Below are 22,345 nucleotides of genomic sequence, written 5' to 3'. Positions count from 1 at the left end.
GCGCGAGCGGCTCGCGCTCGGCGTCGACCACACGATCGTCGCGCTCGTCGGCGGCACGGGCTCCGGCAAGTCGAGCCTGTTCAACGCGATCTGCGGCCTCGACTTCGCGGACGTCGGGGTCAAGCGCCCGACGACCTCCAAGGTCACCGCGTGCGTGTGGGGCGAGGGCGGCGGTGCGCTGCTCGACTGGCTCGGCGTCGACGAGGACCGGCGCATCGAGCGCGAGAGCCTGCTCGACGGCGACACCGAGGCACCCCTGCGCGGGCTCGTGCTGCTCGACCTGCCCGACCACGACTCGATCGAGCCCGCGCACCGTGCGGTCGTCGACCTGCTGCTGCCCATGGCCGACCTGCTCGTGTGGGTCGTCGACCCGCAGAAGTACGCGGACGACGCGCTGCACTCCGGCTACCTGCGCCGGCTCGTCGGGCACGAGGCCGCGATGGCGGTCGTGCTCAACCAGGTCGACACGGTCGCCCCCGACATGCACGACGAGCTCGTCCGCGACGTCGAGGGCCTGCTCGTCGAGGACGGCCTGACCGGCGTGCACGTGCGCACCGCGTCGGCGCACACCGGCGAGGGCGTCCCCGAGCTGCGCGACCGGCTCGCCGCGGTGGTCCGCCGCCGCAGCGTCGCCGCCGAGCGCGCGGGCGCCGAGCTCAACGACGCCGCGACGCTGCTCGCGAGCCAGGTCGCGGACCGCGAGCCCGCGCCGAGCCGGCTCGGTGTCGTGGAGCTCGTCGACGTGCTCGCGGAGGGCGCCGGCCTGCCCGCGATCGCGGACGCCGTCGGCGCCGTCGTGCGCGGCGGGTCACGCACGGTGCCGTCGTTCGGCGCAGTGCAGGCCGACACGGTGGTGCTCGCCCGGGCCGGCTGGCTCGCGGGCGTCACCCGGACGGTGCCCGTGCGCTGGGCCGACGACATCGTCGCGCGCGTGACCCCGGCCGAGCGGCTCCGGCTCGAGATCGACGACGCGCTCGCACGCGTGACCGTCGCCGCACGACGCTCCCGGCTCGCGGTCGCGGGCTTCGTGCTCGCGGTCCTGGCGGGCGTGGGGGCGCTCGCCGCCGCGTCGATCGGGCTCGGCCTCGAGCTCGGGTCGGTGGGTCGGGGGGCGGACGACTGGGCGCTGCCCGTCGCCGCCACGCTCGCGGTGCTCGCGCTGGGGCTCGCCGCGGCCACGTGGCTGCTGCGCCGGGCCCTCGCGCGCCGCCGTGCCGAGCGGGTGCTGGGCGAGGGGCGCGCCGAGCTCGAGCAGGTCGCGCGCACGCGGCTCGCGGAGCCCGCCGCGGAGGTCATCGCCGAGCACCGCCGAGTGCGCGAGCTCGTGGCGCTCGCGACGGTGCGCTGACGGCTGACGGCTGACGGCTGACGGCTGACGGCTGACGGCTGACGGCTGACGGCTGGCGGCTCGGCCTCGGCCGATGGCCGTCCGTCGACCGCGGCGGAGGTGACCCCCGCGTCGCCCACCCCCAGCCCAGCCCCGCGCCGTCCCCCGCACGGGCCGCGTCGTCGGACTGCCGTCCGCCCGTGCCCGCGAGCCACGCTGCCTCCACAGGGTCGGCGCTCGCCGGCCCCTCACCGAGGAGGACGCATGAGCACCAACGAGCTGACCCTGACACTGGTCGGGTGGCTGGGCACCGACCCGAAGCACTACCCCGGCACGAGCGCCGGTGCCGGCGGCGCCGGGGGCGCGGCCACGACCACCGCGGGGTCGGCGGGCAGCGCGACGACGGCCTCGTCGCCGGCCGCGGGCGGCACGTCCACCCCGTTCACGACGTTCCGCATGGCGTCGACGCGGCGCTGGTTCGACCGCGAGCGCGGCACCTGGGTCGACGGGCGCACCGAGTGGTTCACGGTCAAGGCGTGGCGGGGTGCGGCACGCAACGTCGCCGAGTCGCTGCGCAAGGGAGACCCGGTGCTCGTGCACGGCCGGCTCTCGACCGACGAGTGGAGCACCGCCGACGGCGAGCCGCGCACGTCGCTCGTGCTCGACGCGATCGCGATCGGCCCCGACCTCGCGTTCGGCACGGCCCGCTACATGCGCACGATCCACTCGAGCGCTGCCGACCCCGCGGCCGACGCGGCGGACGACGAAGGACGCGAGGGCGACGGTCACGACGCGCTCGACGACGTCGACGCGAGCGACGCGGCGCTGTACGCGCTGGCCGACGTGCGCCCCGACGAGGACCTCGCACTGACCGGTACGAGGTGATCGCCTAGGCTGGGGCCACCGGACCGCACGGCCCGGGCCTTCCGGCTGCCGACGCGACACCGCGCGCAGCCGGGAGGCCCGATCCGTGCACTCCCTCGACACACCCCCGAGCACCGAGGCGGACGAAGAGCCAGTGGCTGAGTTCATCTACACCATGTACAAGGCGCGCAAGGCGCACGGCGACAAGGTCATCCTCGACGACGTCACCCTGAACTTCCTGCCCGGCGCGAAGATCGGCGTCGTCGGCCCCAACGGCGCGGGCAAGTCCACGATCCTCAAGATCATGGCCGGGCTCGAGCAGCCCTCGAACGGCGAGGCCCGGCTGTCCCCGGGCTTCACCGTCGGCATCCTCATGCAGGAGCCGACGCTCAACGAGGACAAGACGGTCCTGGGCAACGTCGAGGAGGGCGTCGCCGAGATCAAGGGCAAGCTCGACCGCTTCAACGAGATCTCCAACCTCATGTCGGAGCCCGACGCGGACTTCGACGCGCTCCTCGCCGAGATGGGTCAGCTCCAGGAGGCCATCGACGCCGCCGAGGCGTGGGACTTGGACGCACAGCTCGAGCAGGCGATGGACGCGCTGCGCTGCCCGCCGCCGGACGCCGACGTCTCCGTGCTCTCCGGTGGTGAGCGCCGCCGGGTCGCGCTGTGCAAGCTGCTGCTCGAGAAGCCCGACCTGCTGCTCCTCGACGAGCCCACCAACCACCTCGACGCCGAGAGCGTGCTGTGGCTCGAGCAGCACCTGTCGCAGTACCACGGGGCGATCCTGGCGGTCACCCACGACCGGTACTTCCTCGACCACGTGGCGGAGTGGATCTGCGAGGTCGACCGCGGCCGCCTGTACCCGTACGAGGGCAACTACTCGACGTACCTCGAGAAGAAGCAGCAGCGCCTCGAGGTGCAGGGCAAGAAGGACGTCAAGCTCGCCAAGCGCCTCGCCGAGGAGCTCGCGTGGGTGCGCTCCAACGCCAAGGGCCGCCAGACCAAGTCCAAGTCGCGTCTCGCCCGCTACGAGGAGATGGCCGCCGAGGCGGACCGCACGCGCAAGCTCGACTTCGAGGAGATCCAGATCCCGCCGGGCCCGCGCCTCGGCAGCCTGGTGCTCGACGCGACGAACCTGCAGAAGGGCTTCGACGGCCGCGTGCTGATCGACGGCCTGAGCTTCACGCTGCCGCGCAACGGCATCGTCGGGGTCATCGGCCCCAACGGCGTCGGCAAGACGACCCTGTTCAAGACGATCGTGGGACTCGAGCCGCTCGACGGCGGCCAGCTCAAGGTCGGCGAGACGGTCAACATCTCCTACGTCGACCAGTCGCGCGGTGGCATCGACCCGAAGAAGACGCTGTTCGAGGTCGTCTCGGACGGCCTGGACTTCCTCAAGGTCGGCAACGTCGAGATGCCCTCGCGGGCGTACGTCGCGGCGTTCGGGTTCAAGGGCCCGGACCAGCAGAAGCCCGCAGGCGTGCTCTCGGGCGGTGAGCGCAACCGCCTGAACCTCGCGCTCACGCTCAAGCAGGGCGGCAACCTGCTGCTCCTCGACGAGCCGACGAACGACCTCGACGTCGAGACCCTCGGCTCGCTCGAGAACGCGCTGCTCGAGTTCCCCGGCTGCGCCGTGGTGGTCTCGCACGACCGGTGGTTCCTCGACCGGGTCGCGACGCACATCCTGGCCTACGAGGGCACCGAGGAGAACCCGTCGAGCTGGTACTGGTTCGAGGGCAACTTCGCGTCGTACGAGGAGAACAAGGTCGCGCGCCTCGGCGCCGACGCGGCCCGCCCGCACCGCGTGACGTACCGCAAGCTGACGCGGGACTGAGCCGGGAGGCGGCGAGGTGACAGCGAGCGTGCACACGGAGCTGGTCGACGCCCTCACGGTGCTGCGCTCGCGCGTCGCCGAGACCCGGCTCGCGCTCGACGTCGCCTCGGCAGGTCCGGGGCGCGTCGAGCGCGCGCAGGTGCTCGACCAGCTCGACGACTACCTGCTGCCCCGGCTGCGCGCGGAGAACGCGCCGCTGCTCGTCGTGGTCGGCGGGTCGACGGGCGCGGGCAAGTCGACGCTCGTCAACTCGCTGCTCGGCGAGCAGGTCACGACGTCGGGCGTGCTCCGGCCGACGACCCGCTGGCCGGTGCTCGTGCACCACCCGCTCGACGCGCGGTGGTTCTCGACCGACCGCGTGCTGCCCGGGCTGGCACGCCTCGTCGGTGCACGCGTGGACCTCGCGAAGAGCGCGAACGGCGGCGGCACCGGGGTGTCCGGGGGTTCGGGCTGGCCGGGGCGCGGGAGCGCGACGGGCGGTCCGGCCGGGGGCGGCTCGGCCGCCGGTGACGGTACGAGCACCGGCACCGGCGAGACGGGCACGGACGGGCACGGTGCCGGGCTGCGGCTCGTCGCCTCGCCCGCCCTGCCGCCCGGCCTCGCACTGCTCGACGCGCCCGACATCGACTCGGTCGTCGAGGAGAACCGTGCGCTCGCGACGCAGCTCCTCGCGGCCGCGGACCTGTGGCTCTTCGTCACGACCGCCGCGCGGTACGCCGACGCGGTCCCGTGGGAGCTGCTCGGCGCCGCGGCGCGTCGGCGCGTGCACCTCGCGCTCGTGCTCGACCGCGTCGACGACGGCACCGAGGCGCTCGTCAGCGCCCACCTGCGGCAGATGCTCGACGAGCACGACCTCGCGGAAGCGACGGTCCTCCTCGTGCCCGAGACCTCGACCGACGACGGGCTGCTCCCCGAGGTCGCCGTGGGCGCGGTCGCGGACTGGCTCACCGCACTCGGCGGCGACCCGGCCGCGCGCGCCAGGGTGATCCGCGGGACCCGCGAGGGCGTCACGCGCGACGTGCTCGTGCGCGCCGAGGACCTCGCCCGCGCGTCGGACGACCAGCGTGCGGCCGACGCCCGGCTCCGGGCCACGGTCGCCGCCGCCTACGAGGACGCGGCGACGCACGTCGAGCACGCGACGTCCGACGGCACGATGCTGCGCGGCGAGGTGCTCGCGCGCTGGCAGGACGTCGTCGGGACCGGCGAGTTCCTGCGCGCCGTCGAGCAGAAGGTCTCCGGCCTGCGGGACCGGATCACCGCCGCGTTCCGTGGGCAGCGGGCCCCCGAGCCGGCGCTCGCGCACGCGATCGGGCACGGGCTCGAGGCCGTCGTGCTCGACGCCGCCGAGGACGCCGCCGAGCGCGCGCACTCGGCGTGGCGCACCGACCCGGCGGGGGTCGCGCTGCTCGAGGGCCTCGCGCTGTCGCGGGCGTCGGGCGACCTGCGGGCCCAGGTCGCCGAGCAGATCCGCGCCTGGCAGTCCGACGTCCTCGCGCTCGTCGAGCGGGAGGGGGCCGACAAGCGCACGACCGCACGCGCCGTCTCCTACGGGGTCAACGGGCTCGGTGCGGCCCTCATGGTCGCCGTCTTCGCGTCGACCGGCGGGCTCACGGGCGCGGAGGTCGGCATCGCCGGCGGCGCGGCGATCCTCGCCCAGCGGCTCCTCGAGGCGGTGTTCGGGGACGAGGCCGTCCGCCAGCTCGCCCGGGAGGCGCACGAGCGGCTCGCCGTGCGCGTGCGGGAGGTCCTCGCCGGGCAGGCCGCACGGTTCACCGCGCAGCTCGACGCCCTGGGCACCGCCGACGCGAGCGGGGACGCGCTCCGTACGGCCGTCGCCCAGGTGACCGCGGCCGCCGCCCGCGCGGAGGGTGCCGCAGCAGCGAGCGCCGCCGAGACGGCCGGTGCCGGTGCGGGTGCGGGTGCGGGTGCGGGTGTCCAGACGGGCAGGCTCCGCGGCGCCGGGGTGCTCGCACGCCTCGCCGCCGAACGGGGCGAGCCGGCCGGCAGCGGGGGAGCGCACGGCACGACGGCAGGCAGCGCGCGCGACCGGCTCACGCCCGCGGGCACGAGTGCGGAGCGAGCCGGGGCGCCGGAGCCCGAGCGGCAGCCGGAGGGTCGCCTGCGGTCCTGGTGGCGGCGCGTCACCGGTGCGCCGCAGGACGGCCCGGACGCGTGAGCGCCCGGCGCAGCGGCCGTGCTCCCGGACGGGACCTCACGGCGCAGGTCGAGGCGCTCGCCGAGGCCGTCGACGCGGGTCAGGGCCGGCTCCCGCAGCGCGTGCTCGACGACGCGGACGCCGTCCTGGTGCACGCCCGCGAGCGGGCCGCGCTGTCCGGGGAGTACACCGTCGTCGCGCTCGCGGGTGCGACGGGCTCGGGCAAGTCCTCGCTGCTCAACGCGGTGTCGGGTGCGGACCTCGCCGTCCCGGGCGTGCGTCGGCCGACGACGGGCAAGGCTCTCGCGGCGGTGTGGCCCACCCCGGCCGGGGAGGACCCGGCAGAGGCACCGGCACGCACAGACGGCGAGGACGGTGCCGCGCACGCGCTGCTCGACTGGCTCGGGGTCGACGAGCGGCACGAGGTCGCCGCCGGGGCCGCGTCCCCCTCGGGCGTCACGACCGGGCTCGTGCTGCTCGACCTGCCCGACCACGACTCGGTCGAGACCGAGCACCGGGTGCGCGCCGAGCGCCTGTACGGGCGTGTCGACCTGCTCGTCTGGGTCGTCGACCCGCAGAAGTACGCCGACGCGGCCCTGCACGTGCGCTACCTGCGCCCGCTCGCGGGGCACGCGTCCGTCGTCGTGCTCGTGCTCAACCACGCGGACCGGCTGACGCCCGACGAGCGCGAGCGCTGCCTCGCCGACCTGCGCCGGCTCGCCGCCGAGGACGGGCTGCGGGACGTCCCCGTCCTCGCGGTCAGCGCGCGCACCGGCGACGGCGTCCCCGACCTGCAGGCCCTGCTGGCCCAGGCGGCGCAGCGGCGCGAGGCGGCCACGGAGCGCGTGCGGGCCGACGTCCGGCGCTGCGCACGCGAGCTTCTCGCGGCGTGCGGGGAGGCGCCGACCAACCGCACGGCCAAGCAGGCGCGAGCCGAGCTCGTCTCGGCGCTCGAGGAGGCGGCCGCCGTCCCGACGGTCGTGGCGGCGGTGCGTCGCTCGGCGGCGCGGCAGGCACGTGCCGCCACGGGTTGGCCCGCGACGCGCTGGCTCGCACGCTTCCGGCCCGACCCGCTGCGCCGGCTCGGGCTCGGCTCCGGGCGCTCGGACGAGCAGCGGCCCGACCTGGCCCGCACCTCGCTGCCGACCCCGGGACCGGCCGCACGGGCCCGAGCGGCGACGGCCGTCCGGACGTACGCCGACGCGGCGACGGCGGGGGCGCCCGACGACTGGGTCCTCGCCGCGCGCCGGCGCGCCACGACCGACGGGCTCGCCGACGCGCTCGACCAGGCCGTCGCCGGGACCCGGCTCGAGGCCGAGCGCCGCCCGGTGTGGTGGGGCGTGCTCGGCGTCCTGCAGTGGGTGCTCTTCGCGGCGCTCGTGGCGGGGCTGCTGTGGCTCGCCCTGCTCGCGGGCGGCGCCTACCTCCAGCTCCCCGAACCGCCCACGCCGGTGTGGTGGGAGCTGCCGGCCCCGACGGTGCTCGCGATCGGCGGCGCGCTCGCGGGTCTGCTCGTGGCGCTGCTCGGGCGGGTCGCCGGCGGGGTCGGGGCCAGGCGCCGGGCCACCCGCGTGCGGCGACGGCTGCGCGAGGCGATCGACGCGGTCGCCGGGCGGCTCGTCGTCGAACCCGCGACGTCCGAGCTCGCCGCGCTCGAGCGCTGCCGCGACGGGGCCCGCCGCGCCGCTCGGTGACGGTGGCGCTCCCAGCGCCACGACCGAGCCTGGCGTGACGAGCCCTGCCGCGCGCGAACCCCGCCGCCGGGCCGCTGCCCTCGGCGCCCCCGCGTCCACACACCCCCGCCGCCCCGTCGAAGGAGTTCCTGTGACCCGTCTCGTGGTCCCGGTGCAGCTGCGCTGGTCCGACATGGACGCGTACGCCCACGTCAACAACGTCGCGATGCTCACGCTGCTCGAGGAGGCGCGCATCCAGGCGTTCTGGCGCCAGGCGCCGACGGCCGGTGCGCCGGAGTCCGCCTGGCCCACGGCGGTGCTCGACGCCGGCCCGGGCGCCGAGCTGTCGACGCTCGTCGCACGCCAGGAGATCGAGTACCTGCGCCCGCTCGGCTACCGGCGCACGCCCGTGCTCGTCGAGATGTGGATCGGCCACCTCGGCGGCGCGAGCCTCGACGTCTGCTACGAGGTGCGCGACGCGCCCACGGACGAGGGCGGCACCGTGTTCGCGCGGGCGCTCACGACGGTGGTCCTCGTCGACACCGCGACGGGTTCACCGCGACGCATCGGGCCGGAGGTCCGGGCCGCGTGGGAGGTCTACCTGGAGGAGCCCGTCCGGCTGCGGCACCGACGCTGAGCCGTCGGGCCGACTCAGGTGCGCGCGCGCACCGCGTCGCCGGCCGGTCGCCGGTCCGTGCGGGCCCGCTCCGCGGTCTCGGCGGCGCGGGCGATGTTGCGCTGCATCCCGCCGAAGACGATGCCGTGGAACGGGTACACCGCACCCCAGTAGAGCTGGCCGGCGAGCCCGTGCGGGTGGAACAGCGCGCGCTGCGCGAAGACCGTTCGGTGGTCGTCGCCCTCGACCGGCTCGACCCGCAGCTCGAGCCACGCGAGCCCGGGGACGCGCATCTCGGCGCGCAGCCGCAGCAGCGAGCCGGGCTCGACCTCCTCGACACGCCACCAGTCGACGGCGTCGTCCACGAGCAGGCGGCCCGGCCGGCGCCCGCGACGCAACCCGGGTCCGCCGACCAGCTTGTCCGCGATACCGCGCAGCTGCCACGCGAGCGGCCACGAGTACCAGCCACTCTCGCCGCCGATCGTCTCGATGACCCGCCACAGCGCCGCGGGCGACGCGTCGACCTCGACGCGACGCTCGTCCACGTACATCGAGCCGCCCGCCCAGTCCGGGTCGCCGGGCAGCGGGTCGCTCGGCGCACCCGAGACGGCCGCGGACGACCAGCGTGTCGTGACGTCCGCGTCCTGGATGCGCTGGAGCGCGAGGCGCACGGCGCGGTCGAAGCCGATGAGCCCGCCGGGCGGGTCGGGCACGTGCGCGGCGATGTCGTGCTCGTCGCACACGACCTCGTGCACGAGCGACTCGACGAGCGGGCGCGCGAGCCCGGAGGGGACCGGCGTCACGAGCGAGACCCACAGGCTCGACAGCCGCGGAGTGAGCACGCCCACGCCGACGATGACCCGGCGGGGGAGCCCGGCGGCCTTCGCGTAGCGCTGCATCATCTCGCGGTAGGTCAGGACGTCGGGCCCGCCGATGTCGAAGCCGCGGCTGACGTCGGGCGGCATCGCGGCCGAGCCGACGAGGTAGCGCAGCACGTCGCGGATCGCGATCGGCTGGATGCGGTTCTCGACCCAGCGCGGCACGGTCATCGCCGGCAGGCGCTCGGTGAGGTAGCGCATCATCTCGAACGACGCGGAGCCCGAGCCGAGGATCACGGCTGCGCGCAGCACGGTCGTCGGGACGCCCGACGCGAGCAGGATCTCCCCGACCTCGGTGCGCGACGCGAGGTGCGGCGAGAGCTCCTCGCCCTCGGGGTAGAGGCCGCCGAGGTAGACGATGCGTTCGACGCCGGCCTCGCGGGCGGCGCGCGCGAACGTCAGCGCCGTGCGCCGGTCGCGCGCCTCGAACGTCGGGCCGGTGCCGAGCGCGTGGATCAGGTAGTAGGCGATCTGCACGCCGCGCAGCGCCGCGCGGATCTCCTCGAGCTCCCCGGCGTCGGCCTGGGCGACCTCGACGTCCGCGTACCAGGAGCGCCCGCGCAGCCGCTCCGGGTTGCGGGCGAGCGCACGCACGCGGTAACCGGCGGCGAGCAGCTCCGGCACGAGCCGGCCGCCGACGTAGCCGGTGACACCCGTGACGGCCACGAGCGGCGCGTCGGGAGCCGGGCGACCGTCGGCGTCGAGACCGGGCACGAGCCCCGGGAGCGAGGGGGCGACGGGCTCGGGCAGCAGGTCGGGCGAGGGCCGGGGGTCGTCGGTCATGTCGCAGTCTGAGCCCGGCGGTGCCGGGTCCGCATCCGCTCACGCAAGCAGCGCGAGGGTCTCCTTCTCCGCCACGAGGCGCGAGCGGGTCGGCCGGATGGTGTGCCCCCGCTCCCAGAGGTCGACGACGCGCGGGTCGATGTACGACGCGCGGCACACCGCCGGGGTGTTCCCGAGCTCGCCGGCGACGTCGCGGACCACCTCGGTCACGACCTTGCGGCGCGCACGCTCGGATCGGGGCGGCGGGCCGACGTCGGCGAACGCCCGCGCGGCGAGCACGGTCGCGTGCCACGTGCGGAAGTCTTTGGGGCTGGCGTCAGACCCGAGCCGGTCCTTGACGTAGGCGACGACGTCGGCGCTCGTGACGTCGTGCCACGTGTCGCCGTCCTGCCACGCGAGGAGGTCGCCGGCCTCGTCGTGGCGCCGCACGAGCCGGCGCAGGAGCGTCGCGACCTCGTCGTCCTCGATCACCACGTCGCGGACCTGGCCCGACTTCGCGGGGTAGTGGAAGTGCACGCGGCCCTCGCCGCCCTCGGTCTCGGGGCGCAGGATCCGCACGTGCTCCTTCTGCAGCGTCGCGAGCCCGTAGGAGCCGTTCTTGGCCGCGTACCCCTCGCCGCCGGCGCGGAAGTACGCGAGGTCGAGCAGCCGGAACGCGAGCGCGAGCACCTTCTCGCGCGGCATGCCGTCGAGGTCGAGGTCCTTGCGCACCCGGCGGCGCGCGGCGGGCAGGCTGCGGGCCACCTGGAGCACCTTGTCGTGCTTGAGGCGGTCGCGCCGCAGCCGCCACTGCGCGTGGTACAGGTACTGGCGCCGCCCGGCGTCGTCCATCCCCGTGGCCTGGATGTGCGCGTTCGCGTGGGGGCTGATCCACACGTCGCGCCACGCGGGCGGGATCGCGAGCGAGGCGATGCGGTCGAGCTCGTCCTCGTCGGTGATCCGCTCGCCGTGGGCGTCCAGGTAGAAGAAGCCCCGGCCGGCGCGGCGACGCGTCCAGCCGGGACCGTCAACACGTGCGCGGCGCAGCCTGGGCATGCGGGCAGTCTCACCCGGCGGCGCGCGGACCGCGCGGCGAGCCTGCCTGTCCGGGGACCCGGCCGCGCCGGTGAGCCCGTCGGTCCGGCGCCCGGCCGCGCCGGCGAGCGCGTCAGTCCGGGACCCGGACCATGCCCTCCTGCGCGATCGACGCGACGTGGGTGCCGTCGCGCGTGAACACCCGGGCCGCCCCGAGGCCGCGGCCGCCCTGCGCGCTCGGCGCCGTCTGCGTGTAGAGCAGCCAGTCGTCCACGCGGACGTCCCGGTGCCACCACATCGCGTGGTCGAGGCTCGCGATGGACAGCCCGCGGGTCGCCCAGCTGTGCCCGCTGCGGCGCAGGACCGGCTCGAGCATGACCTGGTCGCACGCGAACGCGAGCAGCGCCCGGTGCAGGAGCTGGTCGTCGGGCAGCGTCTCGCGCGAGCGGACCCAGACCATCTGCTGGCCGGTCGGCTCGCCGGAGCCGCCGAGGTAGATCGCGCCCTCGACGTGCCGGACGTCGAACGCGCTCTCCTGGCTCCAGAACCGCGCGACCGGGTGGTCGATGCCGGCGAGGTGGGTGTCCGCCGAGACGACGTCGTCGGGGTCGGGCGCGTCGGGCATCGGCTCGGCGTAGTCGAGGCCCGGCTGCTCCTCCTGGAACGACGCGATCATCGACAGGATCGGGGCGCCACCCTGGAGCGCGTGCGTGCGGCGCGCGGTGAACGACCGGCCGTCGCGCAGCCGCTCGACCGCGAAGCTGATCGGCTCGCGGACGTCGCCCGCCCGCAGGAAGTAGCCGTGCAGCGAGTGCGGCAGGCGCGTCGTCGGCACGGTGCGGCCCGCCGCGAGCAGGGCCTGCGCGAGCACCTGACCACCGAACACGCGCCCGCTCGGCTGGGGCAGGCTGGTGCCGGTGAACGTGTCGGGCTCCGTGGCGTCCGGGCCCAGGTCGAGCACGTCGAGCAACGCCCGCGTGGGGGTCAGGGCGGTGGGTTCGGTCGTCATCGGCTCAGTCCTCGAACGTGTTGAGCATCGAGTGCGCGGCGCGCTCGAGGTAGTCCCACAGCTGTGCCTCGTGCAGCGGCGCCAGGCCGAGCTCCCCGACGGCCTCGCGCATGTGCCGGAGCCACCGGTCGCGGGCGTCGGGGTTGACCTTGAACGGCGCGTGCCGCATGCGCAGCCGCGGGTGGCCGCGCTGGTCGGAGTACGTCGTCGGGCCGCCCCAGTACTGCTCGAGGAACAGCGTGAGGCGCTCGGCGGCGGGGCCGAGGTCCTCCTCGGGGTACATCGGGCGCAGCACCGGGTCGTCGGCGACACCGCGGTAGAACGCGTCGACGAGCCGGACGAACGTGTCGTGGCCGCCGATCACGGCGTAGAACGAGTCGGCGCGGTGGGCCGGGCCGGTCTCGGGAGCGGGGGAGGTCACGCGCCCAGTCTCGCACCGCGCCGGGTGTCCACGCCGGGGCCCGGGCGCGCCACGCGGCAGCGCCGGGACTACGCTGGACACCCGTGCGCCCCGACGAGCGCACGACGGCGCACGGACGAGCTGAGGAGTTCGATGAGCAAGGCAGAGCAGATCCTCGCGGCGCTGGGTGGCGACGCGAACGTCGTCGATCTGGAGCCGTGCATCACCCGCTTGCGCGTCGAGGTGACGGACCCCCAGCTCGTCGACGAGACGGCGCTCAAGGCGACCGGCGCGTTCGGCGTGGTGCGGTCCGGCCGCGTCGTGCAGGTCATCGTCGGCCCCGAGGCCGACAACCTCGCCGCGGAGCTCGACACCCTCCGCTGAGGAACCACGCCGCCGCGACGTCGCACCGCCACGGCGGGCGCCGCCGAGCCGACGGTGCCCGCGGGGTCAGCGCCCCCGCGGCTTCGGCTCGGTCGCGGGCGCCGTCGTGTCGAGCGACTCCGACTCGCGGCGCGTGTCCGTGACCGGCTCCGCCTTCCCGCCGGCCCCCGGCGCGTCGGCCTCGTCCTGCTCGGGCACCCGCACCGCGGCGTCGAGCTGCGCGCGGTAGGCCGCCAGCAGGTCGCGCTGACCGCCGAGCGGGATCCCGGCCTCCTCGAGCGCACGGCGCACCGCGGCGCGCATCGCCCGCGCGACCTCCCACTGCATCGCGGGTGCGGTCTTCACGGTGACCTGCAGCGTCACGGCGTCGAACGCGAGGTCCTCGATGCCGGTCACCGTCGGCTCGCCCTCGAGGTACGTGCCGAGCACGGGGTCCGCGGCGACGCGCCCGACGGCCTCCTCGAGCACGTGGCGGACCTCGTCGAGGTCGGCGAAGTAGTCGACCTTGACCTCGACGACGGCCTTGGCCCAGCCCTGGGTCTTGTTGCCGACCCGCACCATCGTCCCGTTGGGGACGTACCAGAGCGTGCCCGAGCTGTCGCGGATCTTGGTCACGCGCAGCGCGACGGCCTCGACGGTCCCGGTCGCGTGCCCGACGTCGACGACGTCCCCGACGCCGTACTGGTCCTCGAGCAGCATGAACATGCCCGAGAGGAAGTCCTTGACGAGGCTCTGCGCGCCGAAGCCGAGCGCGACGCCGACGATGCCCGCGGACGCGATGAACGGCGCGATGTTCGCGCCGAGCGCGTCGAGCACCATGAGCACCGCGAGGGTCCCGACGACGATCGTCGCGGTCGAGCGCAGCACCGAGCCGATCGTGCGTGCCCGCTGCGCCCGGCGCGCGGTGACGATCGGGCTCGCCCGCCGGAGGGCCGCGGCGACCTCGGAGTCGCCGAGCCGCCCGCGCTCGAGCAGCGGCGTGCCCTCGGCGATGTGGTTGGTGACGGTACGGATGACCCGCCGCAGCCCGAGCAGCACCAGCCCGGCGACCGTGAGGATCACGGCGACGCGGAGCCCGGTGCTCAGGAGCCACGGGAACCCGGTCTCGAGCAGCCAGCGCATCGCGGCGTTCGCCTCGCGCACCATGTCGGCGGGCGTCGTCTCCGTGGGTTCGGGCGTCGCCCCGGCCGCGAGCAGCGTCCGGGCGTTCACCGCGTCCACCGCGCTCACCGTGCGGCCCCGGCCGCGCACAGCCCGGTGCGGTCGGCGACGAACTGGAGCTGCTCGACCGTGAGGCCGATCGTCCGGGACAGCGCGCGCCCGCCGTGGCCGACGCCCGTCTCACGCCGGACCAGCACGGGTGCCACCTGGGGGTCGGCGCTCGTCGCCGCCTGGAGGGCCGCGGCGAGCTTGCGGGCGTGCAGCGGGTCGACGCGCGAGTCGCCCTCGAACACCGTGAAGAGCGTCGCCGGGTAGGCCGTGCCGTCCGTGACGCGGTGGTACGGCGAGTAGCCGAGCAGCCAGTCGAGCTCGCGCGGGTTGTCGGCGTCGCCGTACTCCTCGGTCCATGTCACCCCGAGCCCGAACCGCTGGTAGCGCACCATGTCGAGCAGCGGCGCGGAGCACACCACGGCCGCGAACAGGTCCGGCCGCTGGGTCAGTGCGGCGCCGACGAGCAGGCCGCCGTTCGAGCCGCCCCAGCACGCGAGCCGGTCGGGCGTGGTCCAGCCGTCCGCCACGAGTCGGTCGCCGACCGCGTGGAAGTCGTCGAAGACGTTCTGCTTGGCGCCGCGCATGCCGCTGCGGTGCCACTCCTCGCCCTCCTCGCCGCCGCCGCGCAGGTTCGCCACGACGTACACGCCGCCCGCCTCGACCCACGCGAGCGTCGTGGCGGAGTAGGCGGGGTCGAGCGAGATCTGGAAGCCGCCGTAGCCGTAGAGGATCGTCGGAGCGGGCGCGAGCGGGCGGCCCTCGGCGTCGAGCGCGTCCGCCCGCGCGACGACGAACGCCCGCACGGTCGTCCCGTCGGCGCTCGGCGTCGCGAGCTGCTGGACGCGCACGTCCGGGAGGTCCGCGAGGAGCCCGGGCGGTGCCGCCCACACGGACGTGGTGCGGGTCCGGGTGTCGAAGCGATGGACCGTGGAGACCGTCGTGTGGTCGGTGTAGGAGAACCAGAGCTCGCGCCCGCCCTCGGGGCGCGTCGCGAGGCCGCCGATCGAGCCGAGCCCGGGCAGCACCAGGGTGCCGTCGTCGCCGGGCAGCCGGTCGCCGGTGCGCGGCTCGTGCAGCGTCACCTCGCTCACGGAGTGCCGCCGCCACGCGGCCACGAGCAGCTCGGGCTCGACCGTGTCCCCGGGGGCGGCGCCCGCGTCGGTGAACGCGACGTCCTCGAGCACGGCCTCAGGGTCCTCGGCGAGCAGCGTGCGCCAGTGCGGCACCCCGGGCGCGGTCGGGTCGGTGACCGCGATGCGGCCGCGCGGGGCGTCGAGGTCGGTGTGCAGGTAGAGCCGCCCGTCGCGCCCGACCCACGCGTGCGTCTGCGCGTCGACGCCGACGACGACCGGGACGAGCTCCGGGGACTCGACCCCCGAGGTCAGGTCGGCGATCCACACGTCGGAGCGCGGAGCGGTGCCCGCCGACGCCGAGACGACGAGCCAGCGACCGTCCCGCGAGACCGTCACGCCGTAGTAGTTCGTGTGGTCCAGGCCCGCGCCGAACACCTCGACGTCCTGCGCCGCGTCGGTGCCCAGCCGGTGCAGCCAGACCCGACGGTGGTACTGCTGCTCGCCCTCCGGCAGGTCCTCGGGCGGGAGCCGGCGCACGTAGTAGAACGCCTCGCCGCCCGGCAGCCAGGCGACGGGGGAGTAGCGCGCCCGGTCGATCGGGCCGTCGACGAGCGCACCGGTCGCGACGTCGAGCACGTGCAGGACGCTCTCCTCGGTGCCGCCCGACGAGACCTGATAGGCGAGCAGGTCGCCCTCCTTGCTCGGCTGCCACGCGTCGAGCGTCGTCGTCCCCGCGGGGTCGAGCGCGACGGGGTCGAGCAGCACGCGCTCGACGGTGCCGCCGTCCGGCGCGGGCTCGGCGACGACCACGACCGCGTGCTCCTGGTCGCCCGAGCGGCGTGCGAAGAACCTGCGGTCGCCCCGCCACGCGGGCGTCCCGACGAAGCCCGCACCCAGGAGCTCGCGCAGGCGCGCGGTGAGCCGCGCGGTGGACATCGGGCCGTCGGCAGGTGCCACCTCGGGGGAGCCGCCCGCGGCCGTCTCGGCCGAGCCGTCCGGGGTCGCCTCCCCGTGCACGAGGCGCGCGCGGTAGGCGGCGTAGAGGCCGTCCTGCGCGTCCGACCACGCCTGGGTACGCGCGTCCTGCGGGTCCTCGAGCCACCGGTAGGGGTCCGCGACGGGCCGGCCGTGCAGGTCCTCGACGAGGTCGAGGCGCTCGGCGGGCGGGTACGGCGGGAGGGCGGTGCGGGCGGGACCGGGCAGGGGGGCGTGCGCGCTCATGGTCCGCAAGGCTACGTCGACCGCGCGCCCCTGCGACCCACGTCCGGCCGGTCCGACGCCCCGTCCGCCGGCCGCGCCGCGCGTCGCGTCGCGCCGCTCGTCCTGCGTTCCTCCGGGGGGCTCTGGCAGGATCGACGCGTGGCAGCCGATACCCCTGAACCGACCCCGGACCTGCTACGTCTCGCCGCCGCCTACGGGATCGTGCCCGACTACTGGGCGCACGACGGCACGCAGCACCGGGTCACCGCGTCGACCCTCGTCGGCGTCCTGCGCGCGCTCGGCGTCGACGCGTCGTCGCCCGAGCGGGTCGCGCTCGCGATCGCCCACGTCGAGGACATGCCGTGGCGCCGCACCCTCCCGCCGGTCATCGTGGTCCGGGAGGGCCGGAACGCGCACGTCGCGGTGCACGTGGAGCACGGGGACCCGGTGCGGGTCTGGCTCGAGCTCGACCCCGAGGCGGGCGGCGGTCGTCGCGACCTTCCGCAGGCCGACGTCCCGATCGACCCGCGCAGCGTCGACGGCCGGCTCGTCGGGCGGGCGACGTTCACGCTCCCCACCGACCTGCCGCTCGGCTGGCACGAGCTCCACGCCGACGGTCCGAGCGCGCGGGCCCGCTCGACCGTGGTCGTGACGCCGCAGACCCTCGAGCTGCCCGAGCAGCTGCGCGACGGTCGGGCGTGGGGGTTCATGACGCAGCTGTACTCGGTGCGCTCGCGCGCGTCGTGGGGCGTCGGCGACCTCGCCGACCTCGCGGACCTCGGCTGGCTCGCGGGCCGCACGTGCGGGGCCGACTTCCTGCTGATCAACCCGCTGCACGCGGCCGAGCCCGTGACCCCGCTGACCCCGTCGCCGTACCTGCCGACGACCCGGCGGTTCGTGAACCCGCTCTACGTCCGGGTCGAGGACGTCCGCGAGACGGCGTACCTGTCGGCGGCCGACCGCGCGCTCGTCGAGTGGGCCTCCGAGCCCGCCCGGGCGCTCGACACCGACGCCGGCCCGATCGACCGTGACGTCGCGTGGGACGCCAAGCGCTCGGCGCTCGAGGTCGTGTTCGCCGCCCCGCGCTCGGCGGCGCGGCAGGCGGCGTTCGAGGACTACCGCGAGGACGAGGGTCAGGGCCTCGAGGACTTCGCGCTGTGGTGCGCGCTCGTCGAGAAGTACGCCGGCCAGCCATGGCCGGCCGGCGCCCAGGACCTGTCCTCGCCGTTCGTCGAGCGGGCGCGCACCGAGCTCGCGGACCGCGTCGACTTCTACTGCTGGCTGCAGTGGGTCGCGGACTCCCAGCTCGCGGCGGCCCAGCGCGCCGCGCACGAGGGCGGCATGACGATCGGGATCATGCACGACCTCGCGGTCGGCGTGCACCCCGAGGGGGCCGACGTCTGGGCCCTCGGCGACGTGCTCGCGACCGGCGCGACCGTCGGTGCGCCGCCCGACATGTACAACCAGCAGGGCCAGAACTGGTCGCAGCCGCCGTGGCACCCCGAGCGGCTCGCGCGCGTCGGCTATCGGCCGTACCGCGACATGCTGCGCACGGTGCTGCGGCACGCGGGCGCCATCCGGATCGACCACGTGATCGGCCTGTTCCGGCTGTGGTGGATCCCCGAGGGCGCGCCCGCGGACCAAGGCGCCTACGTGCGCTACGACCACGAGGCGCTCGTGGGCATCCTCGCGCTCGAGGCCCACCGCGCCGGCGCCGTCGTGATCGGCGAGGACCTCGGCACGTTCGAGCCCTGGGTGCGCGACTACCTGAGCGACCGCGGCGTGCTCGGCACGTCGGTGCTCTGGTTCGAGAAGGACCACGCCGGCAAGCCGCTCGCCCCCGAGGAGTACCGCCGGCTGACGCTCGCGAGCGTCACGACGCACGACCTGCCGCCGAGCGCCGGCTACCTCGCCGAGGAGCACGTGACGATCCGCGACCGCCTCGGGCTGCTCTCGGAGCCCGTCGACCAGGTCCGCCGTGCGGCGCGCGCCGAGCGCGAGCAGATGGTCGAGGCGCTGGGCGGGCGCGGGCTCGTCGGCCCGCAGCCGTCGGAGCGCGAGACCGTCGAGGCGCTGCACGCGTGGGTGCTCGAGAGTCCGGCCGCGCTCGTCGGGGTCTCGCTCGCGGACGCCGTGGGGGAGCGGCGCGCGCAGAACCAGCCGGGGACCGACCAGGAGTACCCGAACTGGAAGGTGCCGCTCGCGGACGGCTCCGGGCAGGTCGTGCTCGTCGAGGAGCTCTTCGACAACGCGCGCCTGCGCTCGCTCGCGGCGGTGCTCAACCGCAACCGGCTCGACCGCGGCTGACGCGGCGCGGCGTGGCGGGCCCACCGGCCTGTCGCGCACGTGGATGCCTGGATGCACGAACGGCGACGGCCCGGTCCCCACATGGGGGCCGGGCCGTCGCCGTACCGGGTCCGTCAGGGTCAGCCGCGGGCGCGGTCCGCCTCCTGCGCGGCGAGCGCGCGACGCACGCCGTCGCGCGACTCGACGACGAGCCGGCGCAGCGCCGGGGCTGTGTCGGGGTGCGCCGCGAGCCACGCGTCGGTGGCACCGAGCACGTCCACGCGCGCGTCGTCGGCCAGGTCCGTCGGGTACAGGCCGAGCACGATGTTCTGCGCGATCTCGTTGGTCCGGTTCTCCCACACGTCCTCGATCGCCGCGAAGTACGGCTCGACGTAGGGCACGAGCAGGCCACGGTCGTGCACGCGACCGAAGCCGCCGATCGTGGCGGCCTGCAGGGCGTTCGCGAGGTCGTCGCTCTCGACGGCCGCACGCCACGCCGCCGCCTTGGCCTCGGGTGTCGGGACCGCGGCGCGTGCGGCGGCCGCCGCACGGTGCCCGGTCGCCGTCGGGTCGGCCTCGAGCTGGCGGGCGATCTCCGGCTCGGCGGCCCGGCCGCCCGTGACGAGCGCGGTCAGGAGCTCCCAGCGCAGGTCGGTGTCGATCGTCAGGCCGTCGAGCGTGCGCGAGCCGTCGAGGAGCGCGGCGACGGCGTCGAGCTGCCCCGCTGTCACCGAGCGGCCGGCGAACGCCTTGACGAGCTGGAGCTGGGTGTCCGAGCCGCCGGCCGCCTGCTCGGCGAGCGCGAGCAGGCGGTCCGCCGCGGCGACCTCCGTGGCCTCGCGGTGCTCGGGGGCGACGTACAGGTCGAGCGCCGTCGAGAGCTGCCGGAGCAGGACCTGGACGACCGACGAGTCGGACTCGCGCGCCAGGTTGCCGAGCACGAGGTCGACGAAGTCGCGCGCCGGGGCCTCGCCGTCGCGCGTCGCGTCCCACATCGCGGTCCACACGAGCGTGCGCGGGAGCGAGTCGGCGAACGCCCCGAGGTGCTCGAGCGCGGTCGCGTGCGAGCGCGCGTCGAGCCGGACCTTGGCGTACGCGAGGTCGCCGTCGTTGACGAGGACCAGGTCGGGGCGCTGCTCGCCGACGAGCTGCGGGACCTCGGTCCGCGGGCCGTCGACGTCGAGCTCGACGTGCAGCGTGCGCTCGAGGGCCGTGCTGCCGTCGGGCTGCTCGACGACGTCGTAGCCGCCGATGGCGAGGCGGTGCGGGCGCTGGACGGGGTGCTCGGCCGGCACCTCCTGGAGCACCGCGAAGGACGTGATCGTCTCGACGCCGTCCTCGCCCGGGGCGGACTCGATCGCGGGGCGCAGCAGCGTCACGCCGGACTGCTCGAGCCACAGCCCGGACCAGGCCGACAGGTCGCGCCCGCTCGTCGCCTCGAGCTCGCGCAGCAGGTCCGCGAGCTCGGTGTTGCCCCACGCGTGCTTGGCGAAGTAGCTGCGCACGCCCGCGAAGAACTCGTCCTTGCCGACCCACGCGACGAGCTGCTTGAGGACGCTCGCGCCCTTGGCGTAGGTGATGCCGTCGAAGTTGACCTCGACGTCCTCGAGGTCGCGCATGTCCGCGACGATCGGGTGCGTCGAGGGCAGCTGGTCCTGGCGGTACGCCCAGTTCTTCTCCATCGAGGAGAAGGTGCTCCACGCGCTCGTCCAGCGCGTCGCCTCGGCGGTCGCGAGCGTCGAGACGTACTCGGCGAACGACTCGTTGAGCCACAGGTCGTCCCACCAGCGCATCGTCACGAGGTCGCCGAACCACATGTGCGCGAGCTCGTGCAGGATCGTCACGGCACGCCGCTCGACGGTCGCGTCGGGCACCTTGGAGCGGAACACGTAGTTCTCGAGGAACGTGACGGCGCCCGCGTTCTCCATCGCCCCGGCGTTGAACTCGGGGACGAAGAGCTGGTCGTACTTCGCGAACGGGTAGGGGACGCCGAACGCCTCCTCGTAGAACGCGAACCCGGCACGCGTGATGTCGAGGATGTTCTCGGTGTCGAGGTGCTGCGCGAGCGAGCCGCGGCAGTACACCCCGAGCGGGACCGTGTGGCCGTCGCTGCTCGTGAGCTCGCCGTGCTCCGCGTGGTACGGGCCGGCGACGATCGCGGTGATGTAGCTCGAGATGCGCGGCGTGCGCTCGAACGTCCACGTCGCGGTGCCAGAGTCGCGCCCGCCGTTGCGGTTGGTGCCGCCCTCGACGGCGACGGGCTCCCCGGCGGCCGGGTAGTTCGACACCACGGTCCAGTGCGCCGGGGCGGTCACGGTGAACGCGAACGTCGCCTTGAGGTCGGGCTGCTCGAACACCGCGAAGACGCGGCGCGAGTCGGCGACCTCGAACTGGGAGTAGAGGTAGACCTCGTCGTCGACCGGGTCGACGAAGCGGTGCAGGCCCTCGCCCGTGTTCATGTACGCGCAGTCGGCGAGCACGACGACCTCGTTCTCGGCGGCGAGGCCGTCGAGGCGGATCCGGGACTCGGCGACGACGTCCGCGACGTCGAGTGCGCGGCCGTTGAGCGTGACCTCGTGGACCGTCGGCGCGATGAGGTCGAGGAACGTGCCGGCACCCTGCGTCGCCGTGAACCGGACGACGGTGCGCGAGGAGAACGTCGACGGGCCCGTGGTGAGGTCGAGCGCGACGTCGTACGACTCGACGGCGACGACGCCCGCGCGCTCGCGCGCCTCGTCACGGGTGAGGTTCTCAGCAGGCACGCGGTGTCTCCTTCAGGGGGCGCGGGGTGGCTCGTGGCCGACCCGATCATTTCACGCGCGGAATGCCCGCGCGGATGATGTGGTTGCCCCGAAGAACCCGATCCGACCCCGAGGAGACGACGTGCCCCAGACCGCCGAGACAACCGCGACCCAGACCGCCGCGGCGGCCGCCGACGGGGCGACCCGCACGACCGTCGACTTCTGGTTCGACCCGGCGTGCCCGTGGGCGTGGATGACGTCGCGCTGGATGGTCGAGGTCGAGAAGGTCCGCGACGTCGACGTGCGCTGGCACGTGATGAGCCTGTCCGTGCTGAACGAGGGCCGGGACCTCCCCGAGAGCTACCGGACGCTCATGGACGAGTCGTGGGCCGCGGTCCGCGTGCTGGTCGCGGCCGCCGAGCAGCACGGCCCGCAGGTGCTGCGCCCGCTGTACGACGCGCTGGGCACGCGCCGGCACCCGGGCGGGCGCCGCGACACCGCCGCGATCATCGCGGAGTCGCTCGCCGAGGTCGGCCTGCCCGCGGAGCTCGCGGAGGCCGGCTCCACCGACGCCTACGACGAGGGGCTGCGCGCGTCGCACCAGCGCGCGATCGACCTCGTGGGCGACGAGGTCGGCACGCCCGTCGTCGCGATCGACGGGACCGCGTTCTTCGGCCCCGTCATGACGCCGGCGCCCAAGGGCGAGGCCGCGGGCCGCCTGTTCGACGGCTTCGTCCTCGTGACGAGCGTGCCCGGCTTCTACGAGATCAAGCGCACCCGGACGCAGGGACCCGTCTTCGACTGACGGCCCGCTGCCGGCGCCCCGTACCGCGCCCGCGTCGCCGCGCACGGCCAGCCGGGACCGACCCCGCGCACCCGCCCCGACCGGCGGG

The 22,345-nt window shown here is 75.3% G+C and carries 16 protein-coding genes; 9 read left to right on the top strand and 7 right to left on the bottom strand.

Annotated features, from left to right (window positions below; translation table 11 throughout):
• From CCE01nite_RS11995 to CCE01nite_RS11970, 6 genes are all read left to right on the top strand, one after another.
• Positions 1 to 1,348 (top strand): GTPase (locus tag CCE01nite_RS11995; protein ID WP_141372416.1); only part of this gene is annotated, 1,348 nt, incomplete at its 5' end.
• Between the two features lie 243 nt (positions 1,349 to 1,591).
• Positions 1,592 to 2,212 (top strand): single-stranded DNA-binding protein, encoded by a 621-nt coding sequence (locus tag CCE01nite_RS11990; RefSeq protein WP_141372414.1) that lies wholly within the window; start codon positions 1,592 to 1,594, stop codon positions 2,210 to 2,212.
• A 133-nt stretch (positions 2,213 to 2,345) separates the two neighbouring features.
• Entirely contained in the window at positions 2,346 to 4,028 is a 1,683-nt protein-coding gene (gene ettA / locus CCE01nite_RS11985; RefSeq protein ID WP_141372413.1) for an energy-dependent translational throttle protein EttA, read from the top strand.
• 28 nt (positions 4,029 to 4,056) lie between these two features.
• Positions 4,057 to 6,204: a GTPase domain-containing protein gene (locus CCE01nite_RS11980; protein WP_141372412.1), complete on the top strand. Its 2,148-nt coding sequence runs from the start codon at positions 4,057 to 4,059 to the stop codon at positions 6,202 to 6,204.
• On the top strand, positions 6,201 to 7,877 hold the full coding sequence (locus CCE01nite_RS11975) for a GTPase (protein WP_141372411.1): 1,677 nt from the start codon (positions 6,201 to 6,203) through the stop codon (positions 7,875 to 7,877). Before CCE01nite_RS11980 ends, CCE01nite_RS11975 begins: the two co-directional genes overlap by 4 nt.
• A gap of 130 nt (positions 7,878 to 8,007) precedes the next feature.
• Positions 8,008 to 8,493, top strand: a complete 486-nt coding sequence (locus tag CCE01nite_RS11970) for an acyl-CoA thioesterase (RefSeq protein WP_034624871.1) — start codon at positions 8,008 to 8,010, stop codon at positions 8,491 to 8,493.
• 14 nt (positions 8,494 to 8,507) lie between these two features.
• Here the strand turns inward: CCE01nite_RS11970 and CCE01nite_RS11965 are convergent, their stop codons facing one another.
• The 4 genes from CCE01nite_RS11965 to CCE01nite_RS11950 form a co-directional block, all read right to left on the bottom strand.
• The gene (locus tag CCE01nite_RS11965) at positions 8,508 to 10,133 is read right to left on the bottom strand and encodes an SDR family oxidoreductase (protein WP_034624868.1); all 1,626 of its coding nucleotides are present in this window, start codon (positions 10,131 to 10,133) and stop codon (positions 8,508 to 8,510) included.
• A gap of 39 nt (positions 10,134 to 10,172) precedes the next feature.
• Positions 10,173 to 11,168, bottom strand: a complete 996-nt coding sequence (locus tag CCE01nite_RS11960) for a DNA topoisomerase IB (protein ID WP_034624866.1) — start codon at positions 11,166 to 11,168, stop codon at positions 10,173 to 10,175.
• Positions 11,169 to 11,280: 112 nt separating this feature from the next.
• Positions 11,281 to 12,156 carry an acyl-CoA thioesterase gene (locus CCE01nite_RS11955; protein ID WP_034624864.1) on the bottom strand — a complete coding sequence of 292 codons (876 nt, stop codon included), beginning with the start codon at positions 12,154 to 12,156 and terminating at the stop codon, positions 11,281 to 11,283.
• Positions 12,157 to 12,160: 4 nt separating this feature from the next.
• Positions 12,161 to 12,577, bottom strand: a complete 417-nt coding sequence (locus CCE01nite_RS11950; RefSeq protein ID WP_052103425.1) for a globin — start codon at positions 12,575 to 12,577, stop codon at positions 12,161 to 12,163.
• Positions 12,578 to 12,709: 132 nt separating this feature from the next.
• On the opposite strand from CCE01nite_RS11950, the gene CCE01nite_RS11945 reads away from it, so the two are divergent.
• Entirely contained in the window at positions 12,710 to 12,940 is a 231-nt protein-coding gene (locus tag CCE01nite_RS11945; RefSeq protein ID WP_034624861.1) for a PTS sugar transporter subunit IIB, read from the top strand.
• A gap of 66 nt (positions 12,941 to 13,006) precedes the next feature.
• On the opposite strand, the gene CCE01nite_RS11940 is transcribed toward CCE01nite_RS11945, so the two are convergent.
• Positions 13,007 to 14,161 (bottom strand): mechanosensitive ion channel family protein, encoded by a 1,155-nt coding sequence (locus tag CCE01nite_RS11940; protein WP_246056498.1) that lies wholly within the window; start codon positions 14,159 to 14,161, stop codon positions 13,007 to 13,009.
• A 5-nt stretch (positions 14,162 to 14,166) separates the two neighbouring features.
• A complete protein-coding gene (locus CCE01nite_RS11935; protein ID WP_052103422.1) occupies positions 14,167 to 16,446 on the bottom strand; it encodes a prolyl oligopeptidase family serine peptidase in 2,280 nt (759 codons plus the stop codon).
• A gap of 138 nt (positions 16,447 to 16,584) precedes the next feature.
• Between CCE01nite_RS11935 and malQ the strand changes: the two genes are divergently transcribed.
• Positions 16,585 to 18,732, top strand: a complete 2,148-nt coding sequence (malQ, locus tag CCE01nite_RS11930; RefSeq protein ID WP_034624859.1) for a 4-alpha-glucanotransferase — start codon at positions 16,585 to 16,587, stop codon at positions 18,730 to 18,732.
• A gap of 119 nt (positions 18,733 to 18,851) precedes the next feature.
• Here malQ and pepN read toward each other — a convergent pair whose 3' ends face one another.
• On the bottom strand, positions 18,852 to 21,473 hold the full coding sequence (pepN, locus tag CCE01nite_RS11925; protein WP_034624856.1) for an aminopeptidase N: 2,622 nt from the start codon (positions 21,471 to 21,473) through the stop codon (positions 18,852 to 18,854).
• A gap of 121 nt (positions 21,474 to 21,594) precedes the next feature.
• On the opposite strand from pepN, the gene CCE01nite_RS11920 reads away from it, so the two are divergent.
• Positions 21,595 to 22,257 (top strand): mycothiol-dependent nitroreductase Rv2466c family protein, encoded by a 663-nt coding sequence (locus CCE01nite_RS11920; protein WP_281282390.1) that lies wholly within the window; start codon positions 21,595 to 21,597, stop codon positions 22,255 to 22,257.
• Positions 22,258 to 22,345: the final 88 nt, after the last annotated feature.

The sequence above is a fragment of the Cellulomonas cellasea genome, assembly GCF_006538745.1.
Classification (GTDB): Bacteria; Actinomycetota; Actinomycetes; order Actinomycetales; family Cellulomonadaceae; genus Cellulomonas_A; species Cellulomonas_A cellasea.
This window is presented reverse-complemented; position numbering and strand designations above follow the sequence as displayed.